Origin of the sequence: Micromonospora vinacea (assembly GCF_015751785.1) — a bacterium.
GTDB classification, from domain to species: domain Bacteria; phylum Actinomycetota; class Actinomycetes; order Mycobacteriales; family Micromonosporaceae; genus Micromonospora; species Micromonospora vinacea.
The window spans coordinates 2,512,108-2,530,617 of the sequence record NZ_JADOTY010000001.1 but is presented as its reverse complement, the minus strand read 5'-3'; the positions used below and the strand labels follow the sequence as shown (position 1 = coordinate 2,530,617).

At 70.9% G+C, this 18,510-nt stretch carries 17 protein-coding genes; 7 read left to right on the top strand and 10 right to left on the bottom strand.

What is annotated here, in order from left to right; genetic code table 11:
• Positions 1–97 precede the first annotated feature (97 nt).
• From IW249_RS12180 to IW249_RS12170, 3 genes are read left to right on the top strand one after another with little or no spacing between them, the layout of a single operon-like run.
• Positions 98–508, top strand: coding sequence for a hypothetical protein (locus IW249_RS12180; protein ID WP_196920822.1), 411 nt, complete (start codon positions 98–100; stop codon positions 506–508).
• Complete coding sequence (locus IW249_RS12175; RefSeq protein WP_196920821.1) at positions 505–1,008, top strand: universal stress protein; 504 nt, start codon at positions 505–507, stop codon at positions 1,006–1,008. Before IW249_RS12180 ends, IW249_RS12175 begins: the two co-directional genes overlap by 4 nt.
• Positions 1,005–1,460, top strand: coding sequence for an SAV_915 family protein (locus IW249_RS12170; protein ID WP_196920820.1), 456 nt, complete (start codon positions 1,005–1,007; stop codon positions 1,458–1,460). The genes IW249_RS12175 and IW249_RS12170 overlap by 4 nt, the downstream gene beginning before the upstream one ends.
• Here the strand turns inward: IW249_RS12170 and IW249_RS12165 are convergent.
• The 8 genes from IW249_RS12165 to IW249_RS12130 form a co-directional block, all read right to left on the bottom strand.
• Positions 1,361–3,370, bottom strand: coding sequence for an FAD-dependent oxidoreductase (locus IW249_RS12165; RefSeq protein ID WP_196920819.1), 2,010 nt, complete (start codon positions 3,368–3,370; stop codon positions 1,361–1,363). The genes IW249_RS12170 and IW249_RS12165 overlap by 100 nt on opposite strands.
• 103 nt (positions 3,371–3,473) lie before the next feature.
• On the bottom strand, positions 3,474–4,154 hold the full coding sequence (locus tag IW249_RS12160; protein ID WP_196920818.1) for a response regulator: 681 nt from the start codon (positions 4,152–4,154) through the stop codon (positions 3,474–3,476).
• Positions 4,151–6,700 (bottom strand): sensor histidine kinase, encoded by a 2,550-nt coding sequence (locus IW249_RS12155; RefSeq protein ID WP_196920817.1) that lies wholly within the window; start codon positions 6,698–6,700, stop codon positions 4,151–4,153. The genes IW249_RS12160 and IW249_RS12155 overlap by 4 nt, the downstream gene beginning before the upstream one ends.
• Positions 6,701–6,773: 73 nt before the next feature.
• Positions 6,774–7,655, bottom strand: a complete 882-nt coding sequence (locus tag IW249_RS12150) for a potassium-transporting ATPase subunit C (protein WP_196920816.1) — start codon at positions 7,653–7,655, stop codon at positions 6,774–6,776.
• The gene (kdpB, locus tag IW249_RS12145) at positions 7,655–9,850 is read right to left on the bottom strand and encodes a potassium-transporting ATPase subunit KdpB (protein ID WP_196920815.1); all 2,196 of its coding nucleotides are present in this window, start codon (positions 9,848–9,850) and stop codon (positions 7,655–7,657) included. Before kdpB ends, IW249_RS12150 begins: the two co-directional genes overlap by 1 nt.
• Positions 9,851–9,870: 20 nt before the next feature.
• Positions 9,871–11,526: a potassium-transporting ATPase subunit KdpA gene (gene kdpA / locus IW249_RS12140; protein ID WP_196920814.1), complete on the bottom strand. Its 1,656-nt coding sequence runs from the start codon at positions 11,524–11,526 to the stop codon at positions 9,871–9,873.
• On the bottom strand, positions 11,526–11,615 hold the full coding sequence (gene kdpF / locus IW249_RS34225) for a K(+)-transporting ATPase subunit F (protein WP_036410889.1): 90 nt from the start codon (positions 11,613–11,615) through the stop codon (positions 11,526–11,528). The genes kdpA and kdpF overlap by 1 nt, the downstream gene beginning before the upstream one ends.
• Positions 11,616–12,048: 433 nt before the next feature.
• The gene (locus IW249_RS12130; protein WP_196920813.1) at positions 12,049–13,089 is read right to left on the bottom strand and encodes a TRM11 family SAM-dependent methyltransferase; all 1,041 of its coding nucleotides are present in this window, start codon (positions 13,087–13,089) and stop codon (positions 12,049–12,051) included.
• A 72-nt stretch (positions 13,090–13,161) separates the two neighbouring features.
• Between IW249_RS12130 and IW249_RS12125 the strand changes: the two genes are divergently transcribed.
• A complete protein-coding gene (locus IW249_RS12125; protein WP_196920812.1) occupies positions 13,162–13,968 on the top strand; it encodes a zf-HC2 domain-containing protein in 807 nt (268 codons plus the stop codon).
• A 31-nt stretch (positions 13,969–13,999) separates the two neighbouring features.
• Here IW249_RS12125 and IW249_RS12120 read toward each other — a convergent pair whose 3' ends face one another.
• Positions 14,000–14,464 (bottom strand): MarR family winged helix-turn-helix transcriptional regulator, encoded by a 465-nt coding sequence (locus tag IW249_RS12120; RefSeq protein ID WP_196920811.1) that lies wholly within the window; start codon positions 14,462–14,464, stop codon positions 14,000–14,002.
• A gap of 85 nt (positions 14,465–14,549) precedes the next feature.
• Here IW249_RS12120 and IW249_RS12115 point away from each other — a divergent pair, with 85 nt between their 5' ends.
• Positions 14,550–14,933, top strand: coding sequence for a hypothetical protein (locus IW249_RS12115; RefSeq protein WP_196920810.1), 384 nt, complete (start codon positions 14,550–14,552; stop codon positions 14,931–14,933).
• A gap of 40 nt (positions 14,934–14,973) precedes the next feature.
• Here IW249_RS12115 and IW249_RS12110 read toward each other — a convergent pair whose 3' ends face one another.
• Complete coding sequence (locus tag IW249_RS12110; protein ID WP_196920809.1) at positions 14,974–15,636, bottom strand: TetR/AcrR family transcriptional regulator; 663 nt, start codon at positions 15,634–15,636, stop codon at positions 14,974–14,976.
• A 498-nt stretch (positions 15,637–16,134) separates the two neighbouring features.
• Between IW249_RS12110 and IW249_RS12105 the strand changes: the two genes are divergently transcribed.
• Both IW249_RS12105 and IW249_RS12100 read left to right on the top strand, forming a co-directional pair.
• Positions 16,135–17,301 carry an acyl-CoA dehydrogenase family protein gene (locus tag IW249_RS12105; RefSeq protein WP_196920808.1) on the top strand — a complete coding sequence of 389 codons (1,167 nt, stop codon included), beginning with the start codon at positions 16,135–16,137 and terminating at the stop codon, positions 17,299–17,301.
• A complete protein-coding gene (locus tag IW249_RS12100) occupies positions 17,291–18,505 on the top strand; it encodes an acetyl-CoA C-acetyltransferase (protein ID WP_196920807.1) in 1,215 nt (404 codons plus the stop codon). Before IW249_RS12105 ends, IW249_RS12100 begins: the two co-directional genes overlap by 11 nt.
• The last annotated feature ends 5 nt before the right edge of the window (positions 18,506–18,510 follow it).

The following is an 18,510-nucleotide window of genomic DNA, read 5'->3' as shown; positions in this document are numbered from 1 at the left end:
GGCAGCCGCGTGAACGCAGCGTCAAGAAACGGCGGTGGCCCGTCGAAACCACGTATCGAGTGATGCTCCGTCGTCGCGCGGTGGTGACGATGGGTCCATGAGTCCTTGGCGGATGACACGCTGGGAACGCGGCGAGCCGCCACCCCGCACCGACACGGCCAGCGACCCCGGCGAGCCCGCGACCAGAGCGGACGAGCCGGAGCGGCGGCACGAGGCGCTGGTCAGCGTCCGGCTCGGCCCGTCCGCGCCCGGTAGTCACCTGGTGGAGTACCTGCGGCACGAACCGTGCGCGGTCGCGGCGTGGTGGATCGCCGCCGACGTCGACGCCGTGGTCCGCCTCTCCGCCGACAGCATCACCGTGCTGCACCGCGCCGTGGCCGACCTGCGCCTGCGCGCCGGGGTGGAGGTGGCGGAGGCCAACTACATCCTGCGCGCGCTCGACCTGACCACGCCGGCCGACCCGCGTACCCCGAAGGTCGCCCCGGCGTGGGTGGGGTCCGCCGCATGAACCGCCGCGCCGGTGCCCACCGGATCGTGGTGGGAGTCGACCGCTCGTTCGCCGGGATGCAGGCGCTGCGCCGGGCGATGGAACTGGCCCGCCGCGACGGCGCGCAACTGGACGCCGTCCGCGCCTGGGTCTTCGCGCCGACGTGGCGGCCCGGCACCCTGACCTGGCGGTGGCAGGACGAGTGCGACCGGGCGGCCCTGGCCTACCTGCGCGGCGTCTTCGACGCGGCGCTCGGTGGCCTGCCCCGGGACGTGACAGTGCGGCTGGTGGCGACCCAGGGGTACGCCGGGCAGGTGCTGGTCGACCACGCGCACCGGGAATCCGACCTCTTGGTCGTCGGCAGCCCGGATCGCGGCCGGTTCGGCCGGTCCCGTGGCCACGTCACCCGGTACTGCGTGACCCGTGCGGCCGTGCCGGTCGTCGCTGTGCCCGCGCCGACCTGGGCACGGGCCGCGACGATTCGCCGCTTCGCCCGCGACCTCGAACGATTCAGCCGTTGACCAGTGCCCTGGCGGCGCCGCCGGTGACCGCCGCTCTCGCGACACGTGCGGAAAGGACCGACCCGACAATGGACGAGGCCCCGATAATCTTCGCCGTTCCGGTGCGCGACCTGCCGGGACGGCTGGTGCGGACGGTGCGGACCGGCCGTTCGCCGCAGGGGCAACGGGTGGGCATCGCCTTCACCCGACCGGAGCTGCTGGTCGCCGCGATGGGCGTCGACCAGCCCTGGGAGGAGCTGTGCGAGTCCGCGCTGCGGGGCATGCTGCGCCCGCTCGGCATCGACCGGATCCAGGTCGACCCGCTGCTGGTGGCGCCGCCACTCGACCGGGTCGACCCGGCGCCTCGCGTCGTTCAGGCGGGGACGAGCCGGACCGCGTCGGCTACCACGTATCCGTTGGTGTCCTCGGTACGGATCAGCACGCTGCCGCCGGTGCCCGCCGTGAACGGATAGGTGCCAAGCGGCACCCACTGGCCGCCGGCCTGCCGCTGGTCGACCGTCTTGGTGATCAGCCCGTCGGCGTGCTCGATGTCCACCGGCACGTTTGTCGCCCGGTTCGCATGCGCGGTCCAGCGCAGCTGCACCGTCCAGGAACCGGCGGTGGGCAGCGACGGGCGGAACCGCAGCCGGTTGACCCCCTTGCCGACGTTGCCGTCGTGCTCGTAGTCCGGACCGTAGTAGCCGCCGGTGCTGCTGCTGCGCACCCACGTCCCGGCCCGGGTGATCCCGGCGGTCGCCGCGTTGTCCAGGATCACCTCGCCGCTGGAGCCCCATTCCAGCACCCCGCCGTCCTGGCGCAGCCGGGTCTGAAGGGCGGGCACAGGGACCGCCTGCACGGCGAGGTTCCCGGTGAGCGCCAGGGACGCCGCGGTGGCCGCCGCCTGCCCGAGGATCATGAACACGGGTTCCATCCGGATCGAGCCGTACGCGATGTGGCTCGCCGAGAGACAGACCGGCACCAGCAGGTTGGCGCACTGCGCCTGGTGCGGCACGATCGCCCGGTAGCTCACCGGGTACGGCGCCGGCACGCCGATCTGCACGTCCCCCTCGTTGCGGACCCGGCCGTTGACCACCACCCGCTGACAGTTGTGCGAGTCCATCGTGTAGCTGGCCAGGCCCACCGAGTCGGTGGCGCGTACCCGGCCCCGACAGTCGGCCTCGGTCATCACGTACGCGGAGACCATCCGGCGTGCCTCGCGGATGTAGAGCATCGGTGGCCAGCCGTCAGTGCTGGTGAACTCGTCCACCGGCAGCCCCCACCGGGCGGTCGAGTCGCGTACCGATGCCGGCAGTCGGGGGTCGTTGGCCAGGAACCACATCAGGCCCTGCTGGTAGGTGCGGTGTTCGGCGATGATGCTCTCCCGGGCCGCCCAGCTCGCCGTCGGGTACGCGTAGTTGAAGCCGATGTTGTCGGTCGACACGGCACCGTTGTTGTTGGAGTCGGTCTTGCCGCCGCCGATCGAGTGGGTGGTGAAGTACGGTCCGGCGTAACCGGCCTGGATGTGCCGCAGCAGCAGCTCGTACCGGATCGGGTCGTAACCGGGCGGCTTGCCGAACGGGATCCGGTTGGCCGACTGGGTCAGGCACATCCGAAAGCAGTACGCCTGGATCCGGTCGTCGCCGCTGCCCGGCGGGGCGAGTGGGGTGGTGGAGATGCCCGGCAGCAGGCCACTGGCGGGCGAGCCGGCCGTGACGTACGGGTCGACGGGGTAGGCGAACTGGTGGGTGTTGCGCGACTGCACCCCGTTGATCGTCTCGCCGTAGGTGTCGTTGGACTCCCGCCCGACGGTGAACCCCACCCCGGCCATGGCCAGCAGGTCGCCCTCGTAGGTGGCGTCGACGAACATCCCGCCCCGGTAGATCGACCCGTCCTCGGTACGCAGCTCGGTGATCCGGTTGCCGGTGCGGCCGATGCCGCTCAGCCGGGCGTCGACGACCACCGGAACGTCCGCCTCGGCCAGCATCTCGGCGAAGACGGTGGTGGCGACGTGCGGTTCGAAGGTCATCCGCAGCGGCGACGTCGGCGTGAGGGTTCCGCCGTGGTACTTCACGTACACCCGGCGGTAGAACTCGGCGGCCAGCCCGCCGATGGACGCCTGGACGCCGGTGTCGGTGGCGCCCAGCCCGGCGGTGCTCAACCCACCGACGTGGCTGGTGGGTTCCACCACCACAGCGGTGCGGCCGAGTCGGCGCATGGTGATCGCGGCGGCCAGCCCGCCGGAGGTGGCGCCGTAGACGACCAGGTCGACGGTGGTGACGGCCGCTCGGGCGGGGTCGGCCCGGAACGGGCCGTCGAGACCGGCCAGGACGAGGCCGGCGCCGCCGACGGTCAACAGCCGACGACGGGACAGGTGCAGAGACACGGCGGGGCTCCCGGGGGGTCACCGGTGGAGGGGACGGTACAGAAGCACGCCGCTGCCGCTGCAAACAGAAATTCTTCAATCTCTGCCGGCGGGTGTCAACGGGTCACGGCCGGTAACGGTAGCCCATTCCCGGCTCGGTGATCAGGTGCCGGGGGCGGGCCGGGTCGTCTTCCAGCTTGCGCCGCAGCTGGGCCAGGTACTGCCGCAGGTAGTTCGTCTCGTTCTGGTATTCCGGCCCCCACACGTCCTGGAGGAGCTGACGTTGGCTGATCAGCTTGCCGGGGTGACGCAGCAGCTTCTCCAGCACGCTCCACTGGATGGGGGTCAGCTTGACCTCGGTGCCGTCGTCCTTCCGCACGCTGTGGTCGGCCAGGTCGACCGTGTGCTGACCGATCCGCAGTGCCGGCGCCGCCTCGCTGGGCCCGCCGAGGCGGCGGGTCACCGCGCGGATGCGGGCCAGCAGTTCCTCCACCCCGAACGGCTTGGTGACGTAGTCGTCAGCGCCCGCGTCGAGCGCCGCGACCTTGTCCTCGCTGCCGGCCCGACCGGAGAGCACGATGATCGGCACGGTGGTCCAGCCGCGCAGGCCCCGGATCACCTCCACGCCGTCGATGTCGGGCAGGCCGAGATCCAGCACGACAAGGTCGGGCGGGTGGCTGGCTGCGGCCTTCAACGCGGCGGCCCCGGTGTCGGCGACGTCCACGTCGTACCGGCGGGCCCGCAGGTTGATGCGCAGGGCACGCAGGATCTGCGGTTCGTCGTCGACGACCAGGATGCGCGTCATTCTTGCGACCCCTCCGAGACGGTCGGCGCGGCCGGCAGCCGCAGCACCATGGTGAGCCCACCACCGGGGGTGGTCTCCGGGGTGATGCTGCCACCCATCGCCTCGGCCAACCCCCGGGACAGGGCAAGCCCGAGGCCGACGCCGGTCTGGTTGTCCCGGTCACCGAGGCGCTGGAACGGCAGGAAGACGTGCTCCCACTGGTCCTCCGGGATGCCCGGCCCCCTGTCGATGACCCGCAGCTCGACCTGGCCGGCGTGGGCGCTGGCGGTGATCGTGGGTGGCTGACCGGGCGGGCTGTACCGCAGCGCGTTGGCGACGATGTTGACCAGCACCCGTTCCAGCAGGCCCGGGTCGGCGGTGGCGGCGGGCAGGTCGGCCGGGATGTCCGTGCCGACGGTCGCTGCCGCCGGGCCAAGTTCGTCCAACGCCAGGGGTACGGCGTCCTCCAGGCCGATCGCGGTCGCCGAGATGCCCAGGACACCCGCCTGGAGCCGGCTCATGTCCAGCAGGTTGCCGACCAGCCGGGCGAGGCGGTCCAGTGACTCCTCCGCGGTCTCCAGCAACTCCTCGCGGTCGGACTCGTCGAACTCGATGTCGTGGCTGCGCAGGCTGGTCACGGCCGCCTTCGCGGACGCCAACGGCGTACGCAGGTCGTGGCTGACCGCGGCGAGCAGCGCGGTGCGCATCCGGTCGGCGGCGGCGAGGGGCCGGGCCGTGGCGGCCTCCTCGGCGAGCCGTTCCTGGCGCAGCGCGACGGCGGCCTGGGCGGCGAACGCCTCGACGATCCGCCGGTCGGCGGCCTCCAAGCGTCGTCCGCAGAGGACGACTGTGATCCGGTCGTCGACCGGTACCGCGGTCTCACCGCTTTCGGGTGTGCAGGGCGGCTGGTCGCCGACGCTGGCCACGACAGACCAGGCATGCTCCTCGCGGGCCCGCTCCGGGCGCCCGCTGGCCTCCTCGGCCAACTCCAGCACGCTCACCGCGCGCAGCCCGAAGGTCTCCCGGAGCTGATCCAGCAGGGCGGGCAGGGGACGTTCGCCGCGCAGCACACCACCGGCGACGGCGGCGAGGGTCTGCGCGTCGGCGGCGGCCCGCGCCGCCTCCCGGGTACGCCGGGCCGCCACGTCGACGATCCAGCTCACCGCCAACGCCACCCCGACGAAGACGGCCAGGGCGAGCAGGTTGTCCGCCTCGGCGATGGTCAGCGTGCGGAAGGGCGGGGTGAAGAACCAGTTGAGCAGCAGCGATCCGCCGAGCGCGGCGACCAGGGCGGGCCACACGCCACCGACCAGCGCGACACCGACGACCCCGGCGAGGAACAGCAGGATGTCGTTCGTCAGCGTCAGGTCGGGCAGGGCCTTCAGCAGCACTGTGAGCAGCGGCATGCCCAGCACGGCCAGGCCGAAGCCGAGCAACCGGCGGCGTCGGGACAGCGCCGCCGGCACGGCCGCCGCCCGGCGGCCCTTTCCGGCCTCCTTGTGGGTGACCAGGTGCACGTCGATCGCCCCGGAGAGCGCGGTGGTGGTCACCCCGACACCCCGGGAGAAGATCTGCGCGAAGCGGCCCCGCCGGCTGGCGCCGAGCACCAACTGGGTGGCGTTGACACCCTGGGCGAAGTCGAGCAGCGCGGCCGGCACATCGGTGCCGAGCACCTGGTGGTACGTGCCACCCAGGCTCTCCACCAGCACCCGTTGCCGGGCCAGTTGGGCCGGGTCGGCGCCGGCCAGGCCGTCGCTGCGGGCCACATGCACGGCGAGCAGGTCGGCGCCCTTGCTGCGGGCCGCGACCCGGGCCGCTCGGCGGATCAGCGTCTCGCCCTCCGGGCCACCGGTCAGCGCGACCACGACCCGTTCCCGGGCCTCCCAGGTGGCCGCGATGCCCTGCTGGCTGCGGTACCGGTCGAGCTGCTCGTCGACCTTGTCGGCCAGCCAGAGCAGCGCCAGCTCGCGGAGCGCGGTGAGGTTGCCGACCCGGAAGTAGTTGCCCAACGCGGCGTCGATCTTGTCGGGTCGGTAGATGTTGCCGTGCGCCATCCGCCGGCGCAGCGCCTCCGGGGTCATGTCGACAAGCTCGACCTGCTCGGCGGCGCGGACGATCTCGTCCGGCACGGTCTCCCGCTGGGTGGTGCCGGTGATCTGCGCGACGACGTCGTTGACCGACTCCAGGTGCTGCACGTTGACGGTGGACAACACGTCGATCCCGGCGTCGAGCAACTCCTGGACGTCCTGCCAGCGCTTCTCGTGCCGGGAACCGGGCACGTTCGTGTGCGCCAACTCGTCGACCACAGCGATCTCCGGCCGGCGGGCCAGCACCGCGTCCAGGTCCATCTCGGTGAACTCGACGCCCCGGTACTCCATCGTGCGGCGGGGCACCTGCTCCAGGTCAGCGAGCATCGCGGCGGTGTGCTGGCGGCCGTGGGTCTCCACGAAACCGATCACCACGTCGGTGCCGCGCGCGGCCCGCCGCTGGGCCTCCTCCAACATGGCGTACGTCTTGCCGACGCCGGGGGCGGCCCCGAGATAGATGCGCAGTTCTCCGCGTGGCACGGGGACCATCCTCCCTGGTCAGATCGGCGGGCGGGGCCGCGCCCGGTCGGCACGGCCCCGCCCGCGATGGTGCTCAGCGTGCGGCGAACTGCTTGTCGAGGGCGAGGTTGAGCTCCAGCACGTTGACGCCGGGCTCACCCATGAAGCCCAGCCCACGCCCGCTGGTGTGCTCCTTGACCAGCTTGCGGACCGCCGCCGGGTCCGCGCCGCGCTCCCGCGCGACCCGGTTCACCTGCAACTCGGCGTACGCCGGGCTGATCTGCGGGTCGAGACCGCTGGCGCTGGCGGTGACCGCGTCGGCGGGCACCGCCGGGTCGGCGGGCGCGTCGCCCCGGATCGGGGTGACCACCCCGCCGGCTGCCACGTAGTCCTCGCCGGGCTGGGCCGGCTCCACCGACACCCCCTCGTACGAGGAGACGAACGGCATGGCCGGGGCGGCCTGGTTGACGCTGACCACCCGGGTGACCGGGCCGGTCAGACCGTTGGCGCGGAAGACCGCGAGCACGGCACCCACCCCGTCGTCGGTGCAGTACGGACGTCGGCCGTCGACGCTGTTGAGTTCGCCGACCGACTTGCTGCGCCCGCACACCTGGGTGAGCAGGCTCTCGCTGGACTCCTCCGGGTCGGTGGCGATGGTGTCGACGACGCTCTCCGGGCCCAGGTTGCTGGCCGAGGTGGAGGTCGGGTCGTAGCCGTCGCCGGCGGCGGAGGGGCGGGACTGGAAGTACCGGGCGACGGGGTTGCCGTCCGCATCGGTGAAGGACTGGCCGATCAGGCCGCTGCCGACAGTCGTCCCGCCCGAGGAGATCAACGAGCCGTCGGTCTTGTGGTTGAGGCCGGGCAGCTGACCAACCGCTACCAGGGCCAGCGGGTAGACCAGGCCGAGCAGCACCGTGAAGACGAGTACGGCGCGCAGCGCGGCGAGGTGTTGGGCGATCCAGGTGGGTAGGCGCATCACGAAATCCCCGGGATGAACTGGATGAGCAGGTCGATGAGCTTGATCCCGATGAACGGCACGATGATGCCGCCCAGCCCGTACACCAGCAGGTTGCGGCTGAGCAGCTTCGACGCGGCGGCCGGCCGGTACCGCACGCCCCGCAGGGCGAGCGGGATCAGCGCGATGATCACCAGGGCGTTGAAGATGACAGCGGACAGGATCGCCGACTCCGGGCTGGACAACCGCATGATGTTCAGCGCGTCCAGGCTCGGGTAGAGGCCGGCGAACATGGCCGGGATGATCGCGAAGTACTTCGCGATGTCGTTGGCGATGCTGAACGTGGTCAGCGCGCCACGGGTGATCAGCAACTGCTTGCCGATCTCCACGATCTCGATCAGCTTGGTCGGGTCGGAGTCGAGGTCGACCATGTTGCCGGCCTCCTTGGCGGCCGACGTACCAGTGTTCATCGCCACCCCGACGTCCGCCTGGGCGAGCGCCGGCGCGTCGTTGGTGCCGTCGCCGGTCATCGCGACCAGCCGGCCACCCTCCTGCTCCCGCTTGATCAGCGCGAGCTTGTCCTCGGGCGTGGCCTCGGCCAGGAAGTCGTCCACCCCGGCCTCGTCGGCGATCGCCTTCGCGGTACGCGGGTTGTCGCCGGTGATCATCACGGTCCGGATGCCCATCCGGCGCATCTCGTCGAACCGCTCCCGCATGCCGGACTTGACCACGTCCTTGAGGTGGATGACGCCCAGCGCGCGGGCCGGCTCACCGTCGACGTGCTCGGCGACCACAAGCGGGGTACCGCCGGTGCTGCTGATCCCGTCCACGATCTCGCCGACCTGCTCGGTCGGGTGGCCGCCGTTCTCCCGTACCCACTTCATCACCGCGGCGGCGGCGCCCTTGCGGACCCGGCGGGCCGTGCCCACCGCGCCGCCGTCCACGCTGCCGTCCGGGGTGAGGTCGACGCCGCTCATCCGGGTCTGCGCGGTGAACGGTACGAAGGTGGCGTGCGGCATCACGCCGGGCTCACGCTCGCGCAGTCCGAACTCGTTCTTCGCCAGCACCACCACCGAGCGCCCCTCCGGGGTCTCGTCGGCCAGGCTGGACAGCTGCGCGGCGTCGGCCACTGTCGCGGCGTCGACCCCCTCGACAGGTACGAACTCGGCGGCCTGCCGGTTGCCCAGCGTGATGGTGCCGGTCTTGTCCAGCAGCAGGGTGTTGACGTCACCGGCCGCCTCGACGGCCCGACCGCTCATGGCCAGCACGTTGCGTTGCACCAGCCGGTCCATGCCGGCGATGCCGATGGCGGAGAGCAGCGCGCCGATGGTGGTGGGGATCAGGCAGACCAGCAGCGAGATCAGCACCACGCCGGTGACACCGGAGTCGGTGATCGCGCCGCTGTCCGGCGCGGCCGCCTGGTACGCCTTGGAGAAGATGGCCAGCGGCTGGAGGGTGACCACTGCCAGCAGGAAGATGACAGTGAGCGCCGCCAGCAGGATGTTCAGCGCGATCTCGTTCGGCGTCTTCTGCCGGTTGGCACCCTCGACCAGGGCGATCATCCGGTCGATGAAGCTCTCCCCCGGCTTCTGGGTGATCTGCACGATGATCCGGTCGGAGAGCACCTTGGTGCCGCCGGTGACCGCGCTGCGGTCGCCGCCGGACTCCCGGATGACCGGGGCCGACTCGCCGGTGATCGCCGACTCGTCGACGCTGGCGATGCCCTCGACGATGTCGCCGTCGCCGGGGATGATGCCGCCCGCCTCGACGAGCACGACGTCGCCCTGACGCAGTTCCGGCGCGGGCACCGCCTCGTCACGGTAGGTGTTGGCCCGCGCGCCCGGCTTCCAGTCGATCAGCCGGGTGGCGATGGTGTCCTTCTTCGCCTGCCGCAGGGTCGCGGCCTGGGCCTTGCCCCGGCCTTCGGCGACCGCCTCGGCCAGGTTGGCGAAGACCACCGTCAGCCAGAGCCAGATGGTGATCGCCCAGGCGAACACCGACGGGTCGATCACCGCCAGGACGGTGGTGAAGGCCGCGCCGACCTCCACGATCAGCATCACCGGGTTGCGCCACAGCGTGGTGGGGTTGAGCTTGCGTACCGCGTCCGGCAGGGACCGGATCAACTGCTTGGGGTCGAGCAGGCCCCCGCCGATCCGGTTGCCCTGGGTGGCGGGTGTGCCGGGGAGTTGCTCTGTTGGGGCGGACGTGACGGACATGTCCTCGTTCCTCATGATGGTCAGAGCCCCTCTGCCAGCGGGCCGAGCGCGAGCGCGGGCAGGAAGGTCAGCGCGACGAGGACCACTGTGACGCCGACGACCATGCCGATGAACAGCGGTCGGTGGGTCGGCAGGGTGCCCTCGGACGCGGGGGTGGGTGCCTGGCGGGCCAGCGAGCCGGCCAACGCGAGCACGAAGATGATCGGCAGGAACCGGCCCAGCAGCATGCACAACCCGAGGGCGGTGTTCCACCAGGTGGTGTTGACCGTGATGCCGGCGAAGGCGGAACCGTTGTTGTTGCTGGCCGACGTGAACGCGTACAGCACCTCGGAGAGGCCGTGCGGGCCGACGTTGAGGGCCGTGGAGTTGTTGCCGGTGCCGAACGCCGCCGCCGTACCGACGAGCACCAGGATCGGCGTGATCAGGAAGTAGAGCGAGGCGAACTTGATCTCGCGCGAGCTGATCTTCTTGCCCAGGTACTCCGGGGTGCGGCCCACCATCAGCCCGGCCACGAACACCGTGATCACCGCGAGGATGAGCAGGCCGTACAGCCCCGAACCGGTTCCGCCCGGCGCGACCTCGCCGAGCATCATGTTGACCATCGTCATCATGCCGCCGAGGGAGGTGAACGAGTCGTGGAACGAGTTCACCGCACCGGTCGAGGTGAGCGTGGTGGCGGCGGCGAAGGTGGCCGAGTTCGACACGTCGAACCGCACCTCCTTGCCCTCCATCGCCGCACCGACCGCCTGCGGCACAGTGCCGTGACCGGTCAGCTCGAAGATGTTGGTGATGGCGACGCTGAGGAACGCGAGGATGCCCATCACCGCGGCGATGGCGTAGCCCTGCCGGTTCTGCCCGACCATCCTGCCGAAGACCCGGGGCAGGCTGAACGGGATCAGCAGGAGCAGGAAGATCTCCAGCCAGTTCGTCCAGGTGGTGGGGTTCTCGAACGGGTGGGCGCTGTTGACGTTGTAGAAGCCGCCGCCGTTGGTGCCCAGCTCCTTGATCACTTCCTGGCTGGCGACCGGACCACCGGTGATGGTCTGGGTGCCGCCGGTCAGCGTGCTCACGTCGGTGCCGGCGGACAGGTTCTGCACCACCCCGCCGATCATCAACACGATGGCGCCGAGCACGGCGATCGGCAGCAGGATCCGCAGCACGATCCGGGTCAGGTCGACCCAGAAATTGCCGAGTTGCCCGGTGCGGCTGCGGGCGAAGCCGCGTACCAGCGCGACCGCCACCGCGATGCCGACCGCCGCCGAGGCGAAGTTCTGCACAGCCAGCCCGGCCATCTGCACCAGGTGGCCCATCGTCGACTCACCCGAGTACCACTGCCAGTTGGTGTTGGTCACGAACGACACTGCCGTGTTCCACGCGCCGTGCGGCACCACCGGGTCGAGGCCCAGCGACAGCCACAGGTGGTTCTGCACCCGCTGGAACAGGTACAGGAACAGGATCGAAACCGCGGAGAACGCCAGCACGCTGCGGGCGTACACGCCCCAGGTCTGCTCGGCGGCCGGGTTGACCCCGACCAGTCGGAAGATGCCCCGCTCGACCCGCGACTGCTTCGTGCCGGAGACCGCCCGGAACATGTAGTCGCCGAACGGCTTGTAGACGGCGACGAGGGCCGCCACCAGCGTCAACACGAAGATGACGCCCGCTGTTGTCATGGTCATCAGAAGCGCTCCGGAAACAGCAGGGCGAACACCAGGAACGCGCCCAGGACGACCGCGAGCACCAGACCGACGGCGTTTACCGCGTTCACAGCTTCTCCACCGCCCGGACCACCAGGGCGAGCACCGCGAACAGCGCCACCGTCAGGACCACGAACACCACGTCAGACACGCTGACTCCTCAGCCGGAAAGGTTCGTCGCGACCGCCTTCCGGTCGCGCCGGGCAATCAAAGCCCCACCACCCGCCGGACGGCAGGGGTCATAACGCGACCATGACGGGGGCGAACCTTTTCTTGACGTGGTTTTCACACCTGCCCACTGAACAGGTGAAATACGGCACAAACCCTCTGGCGCCCCGCGGGTTCACAACCGGTTGTCGGCCCTTTGCTCTGCACCCGCGGAGGCGACAGTCACTGTCGGTAGCTGGCGCCTCGGCGGGTGCAGAGCAAAGGACACGCGACAGCGACCATGCGCGACCCGGACGGGTGGCGCGTGGCGCGGCGAGGGCGCAGGTGCGAGGCCGTTCAGGCCGGGCGGCGGGCCACCAACACGTCCCGCATGATCGACTGGTCCACCCGGTGCCGCAGCGCGCGGTAGGGCTCGGCGTCGACAACGCTCAGGCCGGCGTCGGCCAACGCCGCCGCCGCGTCGTCCCGGCTGGCGACGTGGGTGTTCCAGGAGATCCCGAGCGCACCGCCGGGGCGCAACAACCGGGCCCAGACCGGCGCGGCGTCCGCTAGCAACGCCAGCGGGTCGCGGGCCAACCCCTGCCCAGCGGTACGACTGCCGTGCTGCACGCCGTACGGCGCGTCGGCGACGACCAGGTCCACGGTCTCCGGGCGGAAGAACTCCGCCGACCGGGCGGTGTCGGCGTTGACCACGTCCAGCAACTGCGTCTGGCCGGCCTTGTGCTCCTCGCGGGTCGGCGCCAGCTCGATCCGCACCCGTCGGCCGACCACCTTGCGCTCCCGCCGCACCGGCCCCGACTCCAGCACCCGGTGCTTGATCCGCTTCTGCTTCAGCCAGGTGGTGATGAACGCCCGGTACGCCTCGACGTCCTTCTGGTCGCGCTCGATCCCGGCGGCGTCGAAGCCGTACATCAGCGCCTGGTTGAGGGTGGTGCCCCGACCACAGAGCGGGTCGAGCACCCGAAACCGGCGGCTGGTCATCTCGGTGGCCCAGTCCGAGGCGAGCAGAGTGACGTTGAGCAGCAGCTTGGTGAACTGCTCGTTGGTCTTGCCCGGGTACTTCTGGATGGTGAGCAGATCGTCGTCGTAGCGGTCCAGGCGGCTCCACTCGATCGGCCGCAGCAGCTCACCGACGATCTCGAAGAGCGCGTACCCGGCGGAGAGATTGCCCAGGACGGCCAGGTCCCGTGCGGTCAGCCCGTCGCCACTGAAGGTGACGTAGGACGCTCCGCCGACGACCTCGGTGTCCAGCTCGCCGATCCGGCCGTCCAGCGCCGAACGGCCGAAGATCTCCAGCTCGGCGCGGGTGAGGTCCACGGCGGCACGGGCGTACACCCGGTTGGTGGCGGGCAGGATCAGCAGGCCGTAACGCGTCATGATCCGGCGAGTATTCCACAACCAGTCACGGTCGCCGGGAACCGGAGCGGCCGCCGGAGCGACTACCGATACATGGGTTGTGAGCAGTGGCGGGAGGTCCTGTCCGCGCAGCTGGACGGGGAGGAGACCGCCGCCGAACTGACGGCGGTGCAGGGGCACCTCGACGGGTGCGCCGAGTGCCGGGCCTGGTTCACGGCGGCGGCCACGGTGACCCGTCGGGTTCGTACCCGATTGGTCGTTGAGGTGCCCGACCGGACGGCGGCGATCCTGGCCGCCGCCGCGGCGGCACCGGCCCATCAGTCGTGGTGGCGGCGCAGACGTGGCCCGCTCGTCGCCGGCCTGCGGTCGGCGCTCGGGCTGCTCGGCGCGGTGCAACTGGTGCTCGGCCTGGCCCAGGTGGGCCGGGGGGCGACCACCGACCACCTGCACCCCACCGGCCAGCACCTGTGGCACGAGTCGGCGGCGTGGAACGTGGCAGTCGGCGCGGGCTTCCTGTTCGTGGCGCTGCGCCGTAGCCCACCCGCCGGGCTGCTGCCGATGCTCAGCGCGTTCGTCGGCACGCTGCTGCTGCTGTCGGTCAACGACCTGGCCACCGGTTCGGTGGGCGGGGAACGGCTGATCAGCCACGGCTTCCTGGTGGTCGGCTACCTGATCACCGTGCTGCTGTCCCGGCCCGGGCTGCGCCCCGGTGGGCCGGCCCCGCAGCGGCAGCCCACACCGTCCCGCTGGCGGTTCGGGGCCGACGAGGTGGACCGGCCACTGCGGGTGGTTCGCCCCGAGTCCTATCCGGCGCAGGCCGCCGACCGTTTCGCCGCCCCTGCGGCGCAGGCCAGGCATGCCACGCGTAGCGACCAGGCCGGCGGGCGCCGCGCCGCCTGATCTCCGGCAGCCTCGACCAGCCGGCGTGCGCTCAGGCCGTGGGCCTGGTCTCGTCGGTGTGGCACCGCGGATCATGGGCCGCGTAGAGCACTGACAACTGTCGGTGCAGTTGGCGCCGGTCGTCCTCGCCGAGGGGAGCGAGGAAGTCGTCCTCGGTCCGGCGCATCGCCGTGAGGGCTTCCGACAAGATGGTGCGGCCGTCGGTGGTGACGTTTATGAACTGTTTACGGCGGTCGTTGGGGCTGCGCTCGCGCCGGACGTATCCGTTGCGCTCGAGTTCGTCGATGACCGCGACCATCGTGGTGCGGTCGAGTCCGGTTCGCTCACACAGGTCGCGCTGGGACAACTCCCCGTCCTGGACGAAGGCCAGCACTCGCAGGTCCCGGCCGCGTAGGCGGAAGGGCAGGAGCGCCTCTTCCATCCGGGTGCTGGCGAGGTTGGCCAACTTCAGCAGCAGGTACCCCGTGGCAGAGGAGATGGTTTCGGATGAGCGCATAAGCCACAGCCTAGTCTTCCGCTGAGCTGATTATCAGCTACGCTGACGATCAGCGAGCCGACCTCACTAGGAGAGTCGAATGAAGATGCGCGTCATCCTCACCATCGTCGGCGTGATCACCGCGACGCCCGCACTTGCCCTGTTCTGGCCGCAACTGCTGACCAGCAGCTATGGATTGGCCGACCCCGACCGCATGACCACTGCGCTGCTCCAGCACCGAGGTGTGCTGCAGGCAGCCCTTGGCGCGGCCGTCATCTGGGGAGCCTTCCACCTGCCGGCCAGAGTGCCAGCGGCGGCGACCGCCATCATCACCAAGTCGGTGTTTCTCGCCCTGACCGTCGTCGACGTCGGCATGCGGGCCGACATGAACCTCATCTCGCTGGTGTTCGACCCGATCGCCATCGTCATCCTGACCATCGCCATCGTCCTCCACCTCCGCGAAGCGTCCCCCGCCGCCGCACCAGCCTGAAGCCCTGCGCTGGTGCGGCCACGGCAGAACATGGGTTCCGTCAATGGCGATTCGATCGCGCAGGCGCTGGCGGGGCCGGTTCGCCCCTTGCGAGGACCTGCGGGATGACCTGTTCGACGATGGTCAGCAGGGTCGTGGTGAGCAGCAGGTGCACCTGGGCGCGGGTCAGCGCGCCACGCTGGAGCCACTCGCGGGCGGTCGACGTGGCCAGCCCGCCGTACGCCCGGACCATCCCGCGCAACTCCTCGCGGTGCTCCGCCTCGCCGGCCAGCCCGACGGCGACCAGCATCCGGTCCGCCGCGACCTCCTCGGCCTCGGCCAGCACCCGTTCCACGTCGGCGTCGCCGCCCATCCCCCGAGCGGTGACCGCCGCCAGCCACGAGGTGCTGTGCCGGGACACCACGTCGAGGAACCAGGTGACACTGGCGTCGATCCGGGTTCGGAGATCACCCTTGGGCAGACGCTCCAGGGCAACCTCGGGGATGGTCACCATGACCCGGACGACCTCCAGGTAGAGGTCCTTCTTCGCCCCGAAGTAGTGGTTGACCAGGCCGCGAGCGACGCCTGCCTCGCGGGCGACGTCGGTGGTCGACACATCCGCGTACGGGCGCTCACCGAACAGCCGGACCGCGCAGGCCAGGATCTGCCCACGCCGGGCGTCCGGCTCCAAACGGCGGCGGCGCGGAGCCGTTTCGACAGTCACCTGCCCGACCCTATCGACAGCTCACCGACCAACCGCCGCTCCTCACCTTGATCACTTGATGCTCAGCAGTCGTCAGAGCTGCCTCTGAGCTACTCAGCATCAAGTGATCACCGCCCGCCCCGGCGACGCCGAACCACGTGTCGGCCGAGGTGTCGCAGGTTGGACCCCTCGGAGTAGAGCGCCCCGTGCACGATTGATCCGCCGACACAGCCCCGCGCCGAGGACGGCGCACGCCTCACAACGGCGCGAGATCTCGCACTTTTCGTTAGCTCGTAACGGAAACTGTCCAAGATCTCCGCGTACACGGCCACGCGCACCACAGCTCCCTGATCGACGATGCCCGGGCCAGGGCCGCACGATCTCGTGCTGGCGCACCGGGCCAGGCCCGGCGGTCCCGGGCTGCGGTTCCCGAGCCCCCGACGTGCGCCCGGCCACCGGGGCGCGGGAGCTGATCACGACTTATTGACATGCTGCCAACAGCGCGCGAGGGTGATGCACATGCCGACCCCCCCGCCTGACGGCTCCCCCTCACCCTGGCGCGAGCCGGAGCACGACGACCTGGCCGAGCTGGCCCGCACCTTCTTCACCAAGGAGGTGTTGCCGCACGCCGAGCGCCTGCTGACGCAGGGCCATCCGGACCGCGAGCACTACCGGCGCGCCGGTGAGCTGGGGTTGCTCGGCCTGTCGGTCCCGGAGGAGTACGGCGGTGGGGGCGGCGGATTCACCCACGAGGCGGTGCTGCTGCACGAGCAGGCGTACGCCGGGGAGAGCAGCCTCGGCCTGGCCGTCCACAGTGGCATCGTCACCGGTTACCTGGTGGCGTACGGCAGCGAGGAGCAGAAGCGGCGCTGGCTGCCCGGCCTGTGCAGCGGCGAGCTGGTCGGTGCGATCGCGATGACCGAGCCGGACGGTGGTTCGGATCTTCAGGCGATGCGGACCCGGGCGGTCCGTGACGGTGACGACTACCTGGTCACCGGCGCGAAGACGTTCATCACCAACGGCGGGCTGGCCGACCTGGTCATCGTGGCCGTGAAGACGGACCCCGAGCAGCGGGCGGCCGGCGTCTCGCTGCTGGTCTGCGAGGTGGGTGGCGACCCGGAGGGCTTCCGCCGGGGTCGACTGCTGTCCAAGATCGGGCTGCACGCCAACGACACCGCTGAGTTGTTCTTCGACGAGTTCCGGGTGCCGGCGGCGAACCTGCTCGGCGGCGCCGAGGGGCTGGGCTTCATCCAGCTCATGCAGCAACTCCCGCAGGAACGGCTGGTCATCGGCGTCGGCGCGGTCGCGGCCATGGAACGGGCGGTGGCACTGACCGTCGCGTACGCCAAGGAGCGCACCGCCTTCGGCAAGACCCTGATGGGTCACCAGAACACCCGGATGGTGCTCGCGGAGTGCGCCACCCGCGCCCGGGTCAGCCGGGTCTTCCTGGACGACTGCATCGTCCGGCACACGCGTGGCGACCTGGACGTGTCCACCGCGGCGATGGCGAAGTCGTGGCTCACCGACGGGCAGTGCGAGGTCGTCGACAGGTGCCTTCAGCTCTTCGGCGGCTACGGCTACACGACGGAGTACCCGATCGCCCGGATGTACGCCGACGCCCGCGTCCAGAAGATCTACGGCGGCACCAACGAGATCATGAAGGAGTTGATCGCCCGTGCCCTCTGAGGCGTACGTCTATGACGCGGTCCGGACCCCGCGCGGACGCGGCCGGGACACCGGCGCGTTGCACGGGGTCAAGCCGATCTCCCTGGTGGTGGGCCTGATCGACGCGTTGCGCGAGCGCAACCCCGGTCTGGACGTCGGCCGGCTGGAGGACCTGCTGCTCGGCATCGTGACCCCGGTCGGCGAGCAGGGCGGCGACCTGGCCCGGGCGGCAGCGCTGTTGGCTGGGCTGCCCGACCAGGTGGGCGGGGTGCAGCTCAACCGGTTCTGCGCCTCCGGGTTGGAGGCGGTCAACTCCGCCGCCGCGCGGATCCGCTCCGGGTGGGAACATCTGCTGCTCGCGGGCGGGGTCGAGTCGATGTCCCGGGTGCCGATGGGCTCCGACGGCGCGGCCTGGGCCACCGATCCGCAGACCGCGCTGGCCACGTCGTTCGTGCCGCAGGGCGTCAGCGCGGACCTGATCGCCACCCTGGAGGGCTTCACCCGCGACGATGTGGACGGCTACGCGTTGCGGTCGCAGGAGCGGGCCGCCAAGGCCTGGGCCGGTGGGCACTTCGCCCGTTCCGTGGTGCCGGTCCGCGACGGCAACGGGCTGGACATCCTCGCCGTCGACGAGCATCCACGCCCCCAGACCACCCGGGAGGCGCTGGCCAAGCTCACCCCGTCCTTCGCCACGATGGGCGAGGCGGCCGGCTTCGACGCTGTCGCGTTGCAGAAGTTCCACTGGTTGGAGGCGATCGAACACGTCCACCACGCGGGCAACTCGTCGGGCATTGTGGACGGCGCCGCGCTGGTGCTGATCGGTTCGGAGGAGGTCGGCCGGGACCTCGGCCTCGCCCCGCGCGCCCGGATCGTCAGCGCGGCGGTCACCGGCGCCGACCCGACGCTGATGTTGACCGGGCCGATCCCGGCCACCCAGAAGGCGCTCGCCGTCGCCGGGCTGACAGTCGACGACATCGACCTGTTCGAGATCAACGAGGCCTTCGCCGCTGTGGTGCTCAAGTACGTCAGTGACCTGGGCCTCGACCCGGACCGGGTGAACGTCAACGGCGGCGCTATCGCGCTCGGCCACCCGCTCGGCGCGACCGGAGCGATGCTGCTCGGTACGGCGTTGGACGAGTTGGAGCGCCGCGACCTGCGCCGCGCCGTGGTGACCCTCTGCATCGGCGGCGGCATGGGCGTCGCCACCGTTCTCGAGCGCTGCTGACCCGG

Coding starts and splice junctions, on each gene's coding strand:
- IW249_RS12180 (WP_196920822.1), top strand. CDS start 98: ATGAGTCCTTGGCGGATGACACGCTGGGAACGCGGCGAGCCGCCACCC.
- IW249_RS12175 (WP_196920821.1), top strand. CDS start 505: ATGAACCGCCGCGCCGGTGCCCACCGGATCGTGGTGGGAGTCGACCGC.
- IW249_RS12160 (WP_196920818.1), bottom strand. CDS start 4,154: ATGACGCGCATCCTGGTCGTCGACGACGAACCGCAGATCCTGCGTGCC.
- IW249_RS12150 (WP_196920816.1), bottom strand. CDS start 7,655: ATGCGCCTACCCACCTGGATCGCCCAACACCTCGCCGCGCTGCGCGCC.
- kdpB (WP_196920815.1), bottom strand. CDS start 9,850: ATGTCCGTCACGTCCGCCCCAACAGAGCAACTCCCCGGCACACCCGCC.
- kdpA (WP_196920814.1), bottom strand. CDS start 11,526: ATGACCATGACAACAGCGGGCGTCATCTTCGTGTTGACGCTGGTGGCG.
- IW249_RS12130 (WP_196920813.1), bottom strand. CDS start 13,089: ATGACGCGTTACGGCCTGCTGATCCTGCCCGCCACCAACCGGGTGTAC.
- IW249_RS12125 (WP_196920812.1), top strand. CDS start 13,162: ATGGGTTGTGAGCAGTGGCGGGAGGTCCTGTCCGCGCAGCTGGACGGG.
- IW249_RS12120 (WP_196920811.1), bottom strand. CDS start 14,464: ATGCGCTCATCCGAAACCATCTCCTCTGCCACGGGGTACCTGCTGCTG.
- IW249_RS12115 (WP_196920810.1), top strand. CDS start 14,550: ATGCGCGTCATCCTCACCATCGTCGGCGTGATCACCGCGACGCCCGCA.
- IW249_RS12105 (WP_196920808.1), top strand. CDS start 16,135: ATGCCGACCCCCCCGCCTGACGGCTCCCCCTCACCCTGGCGCGAGCCG.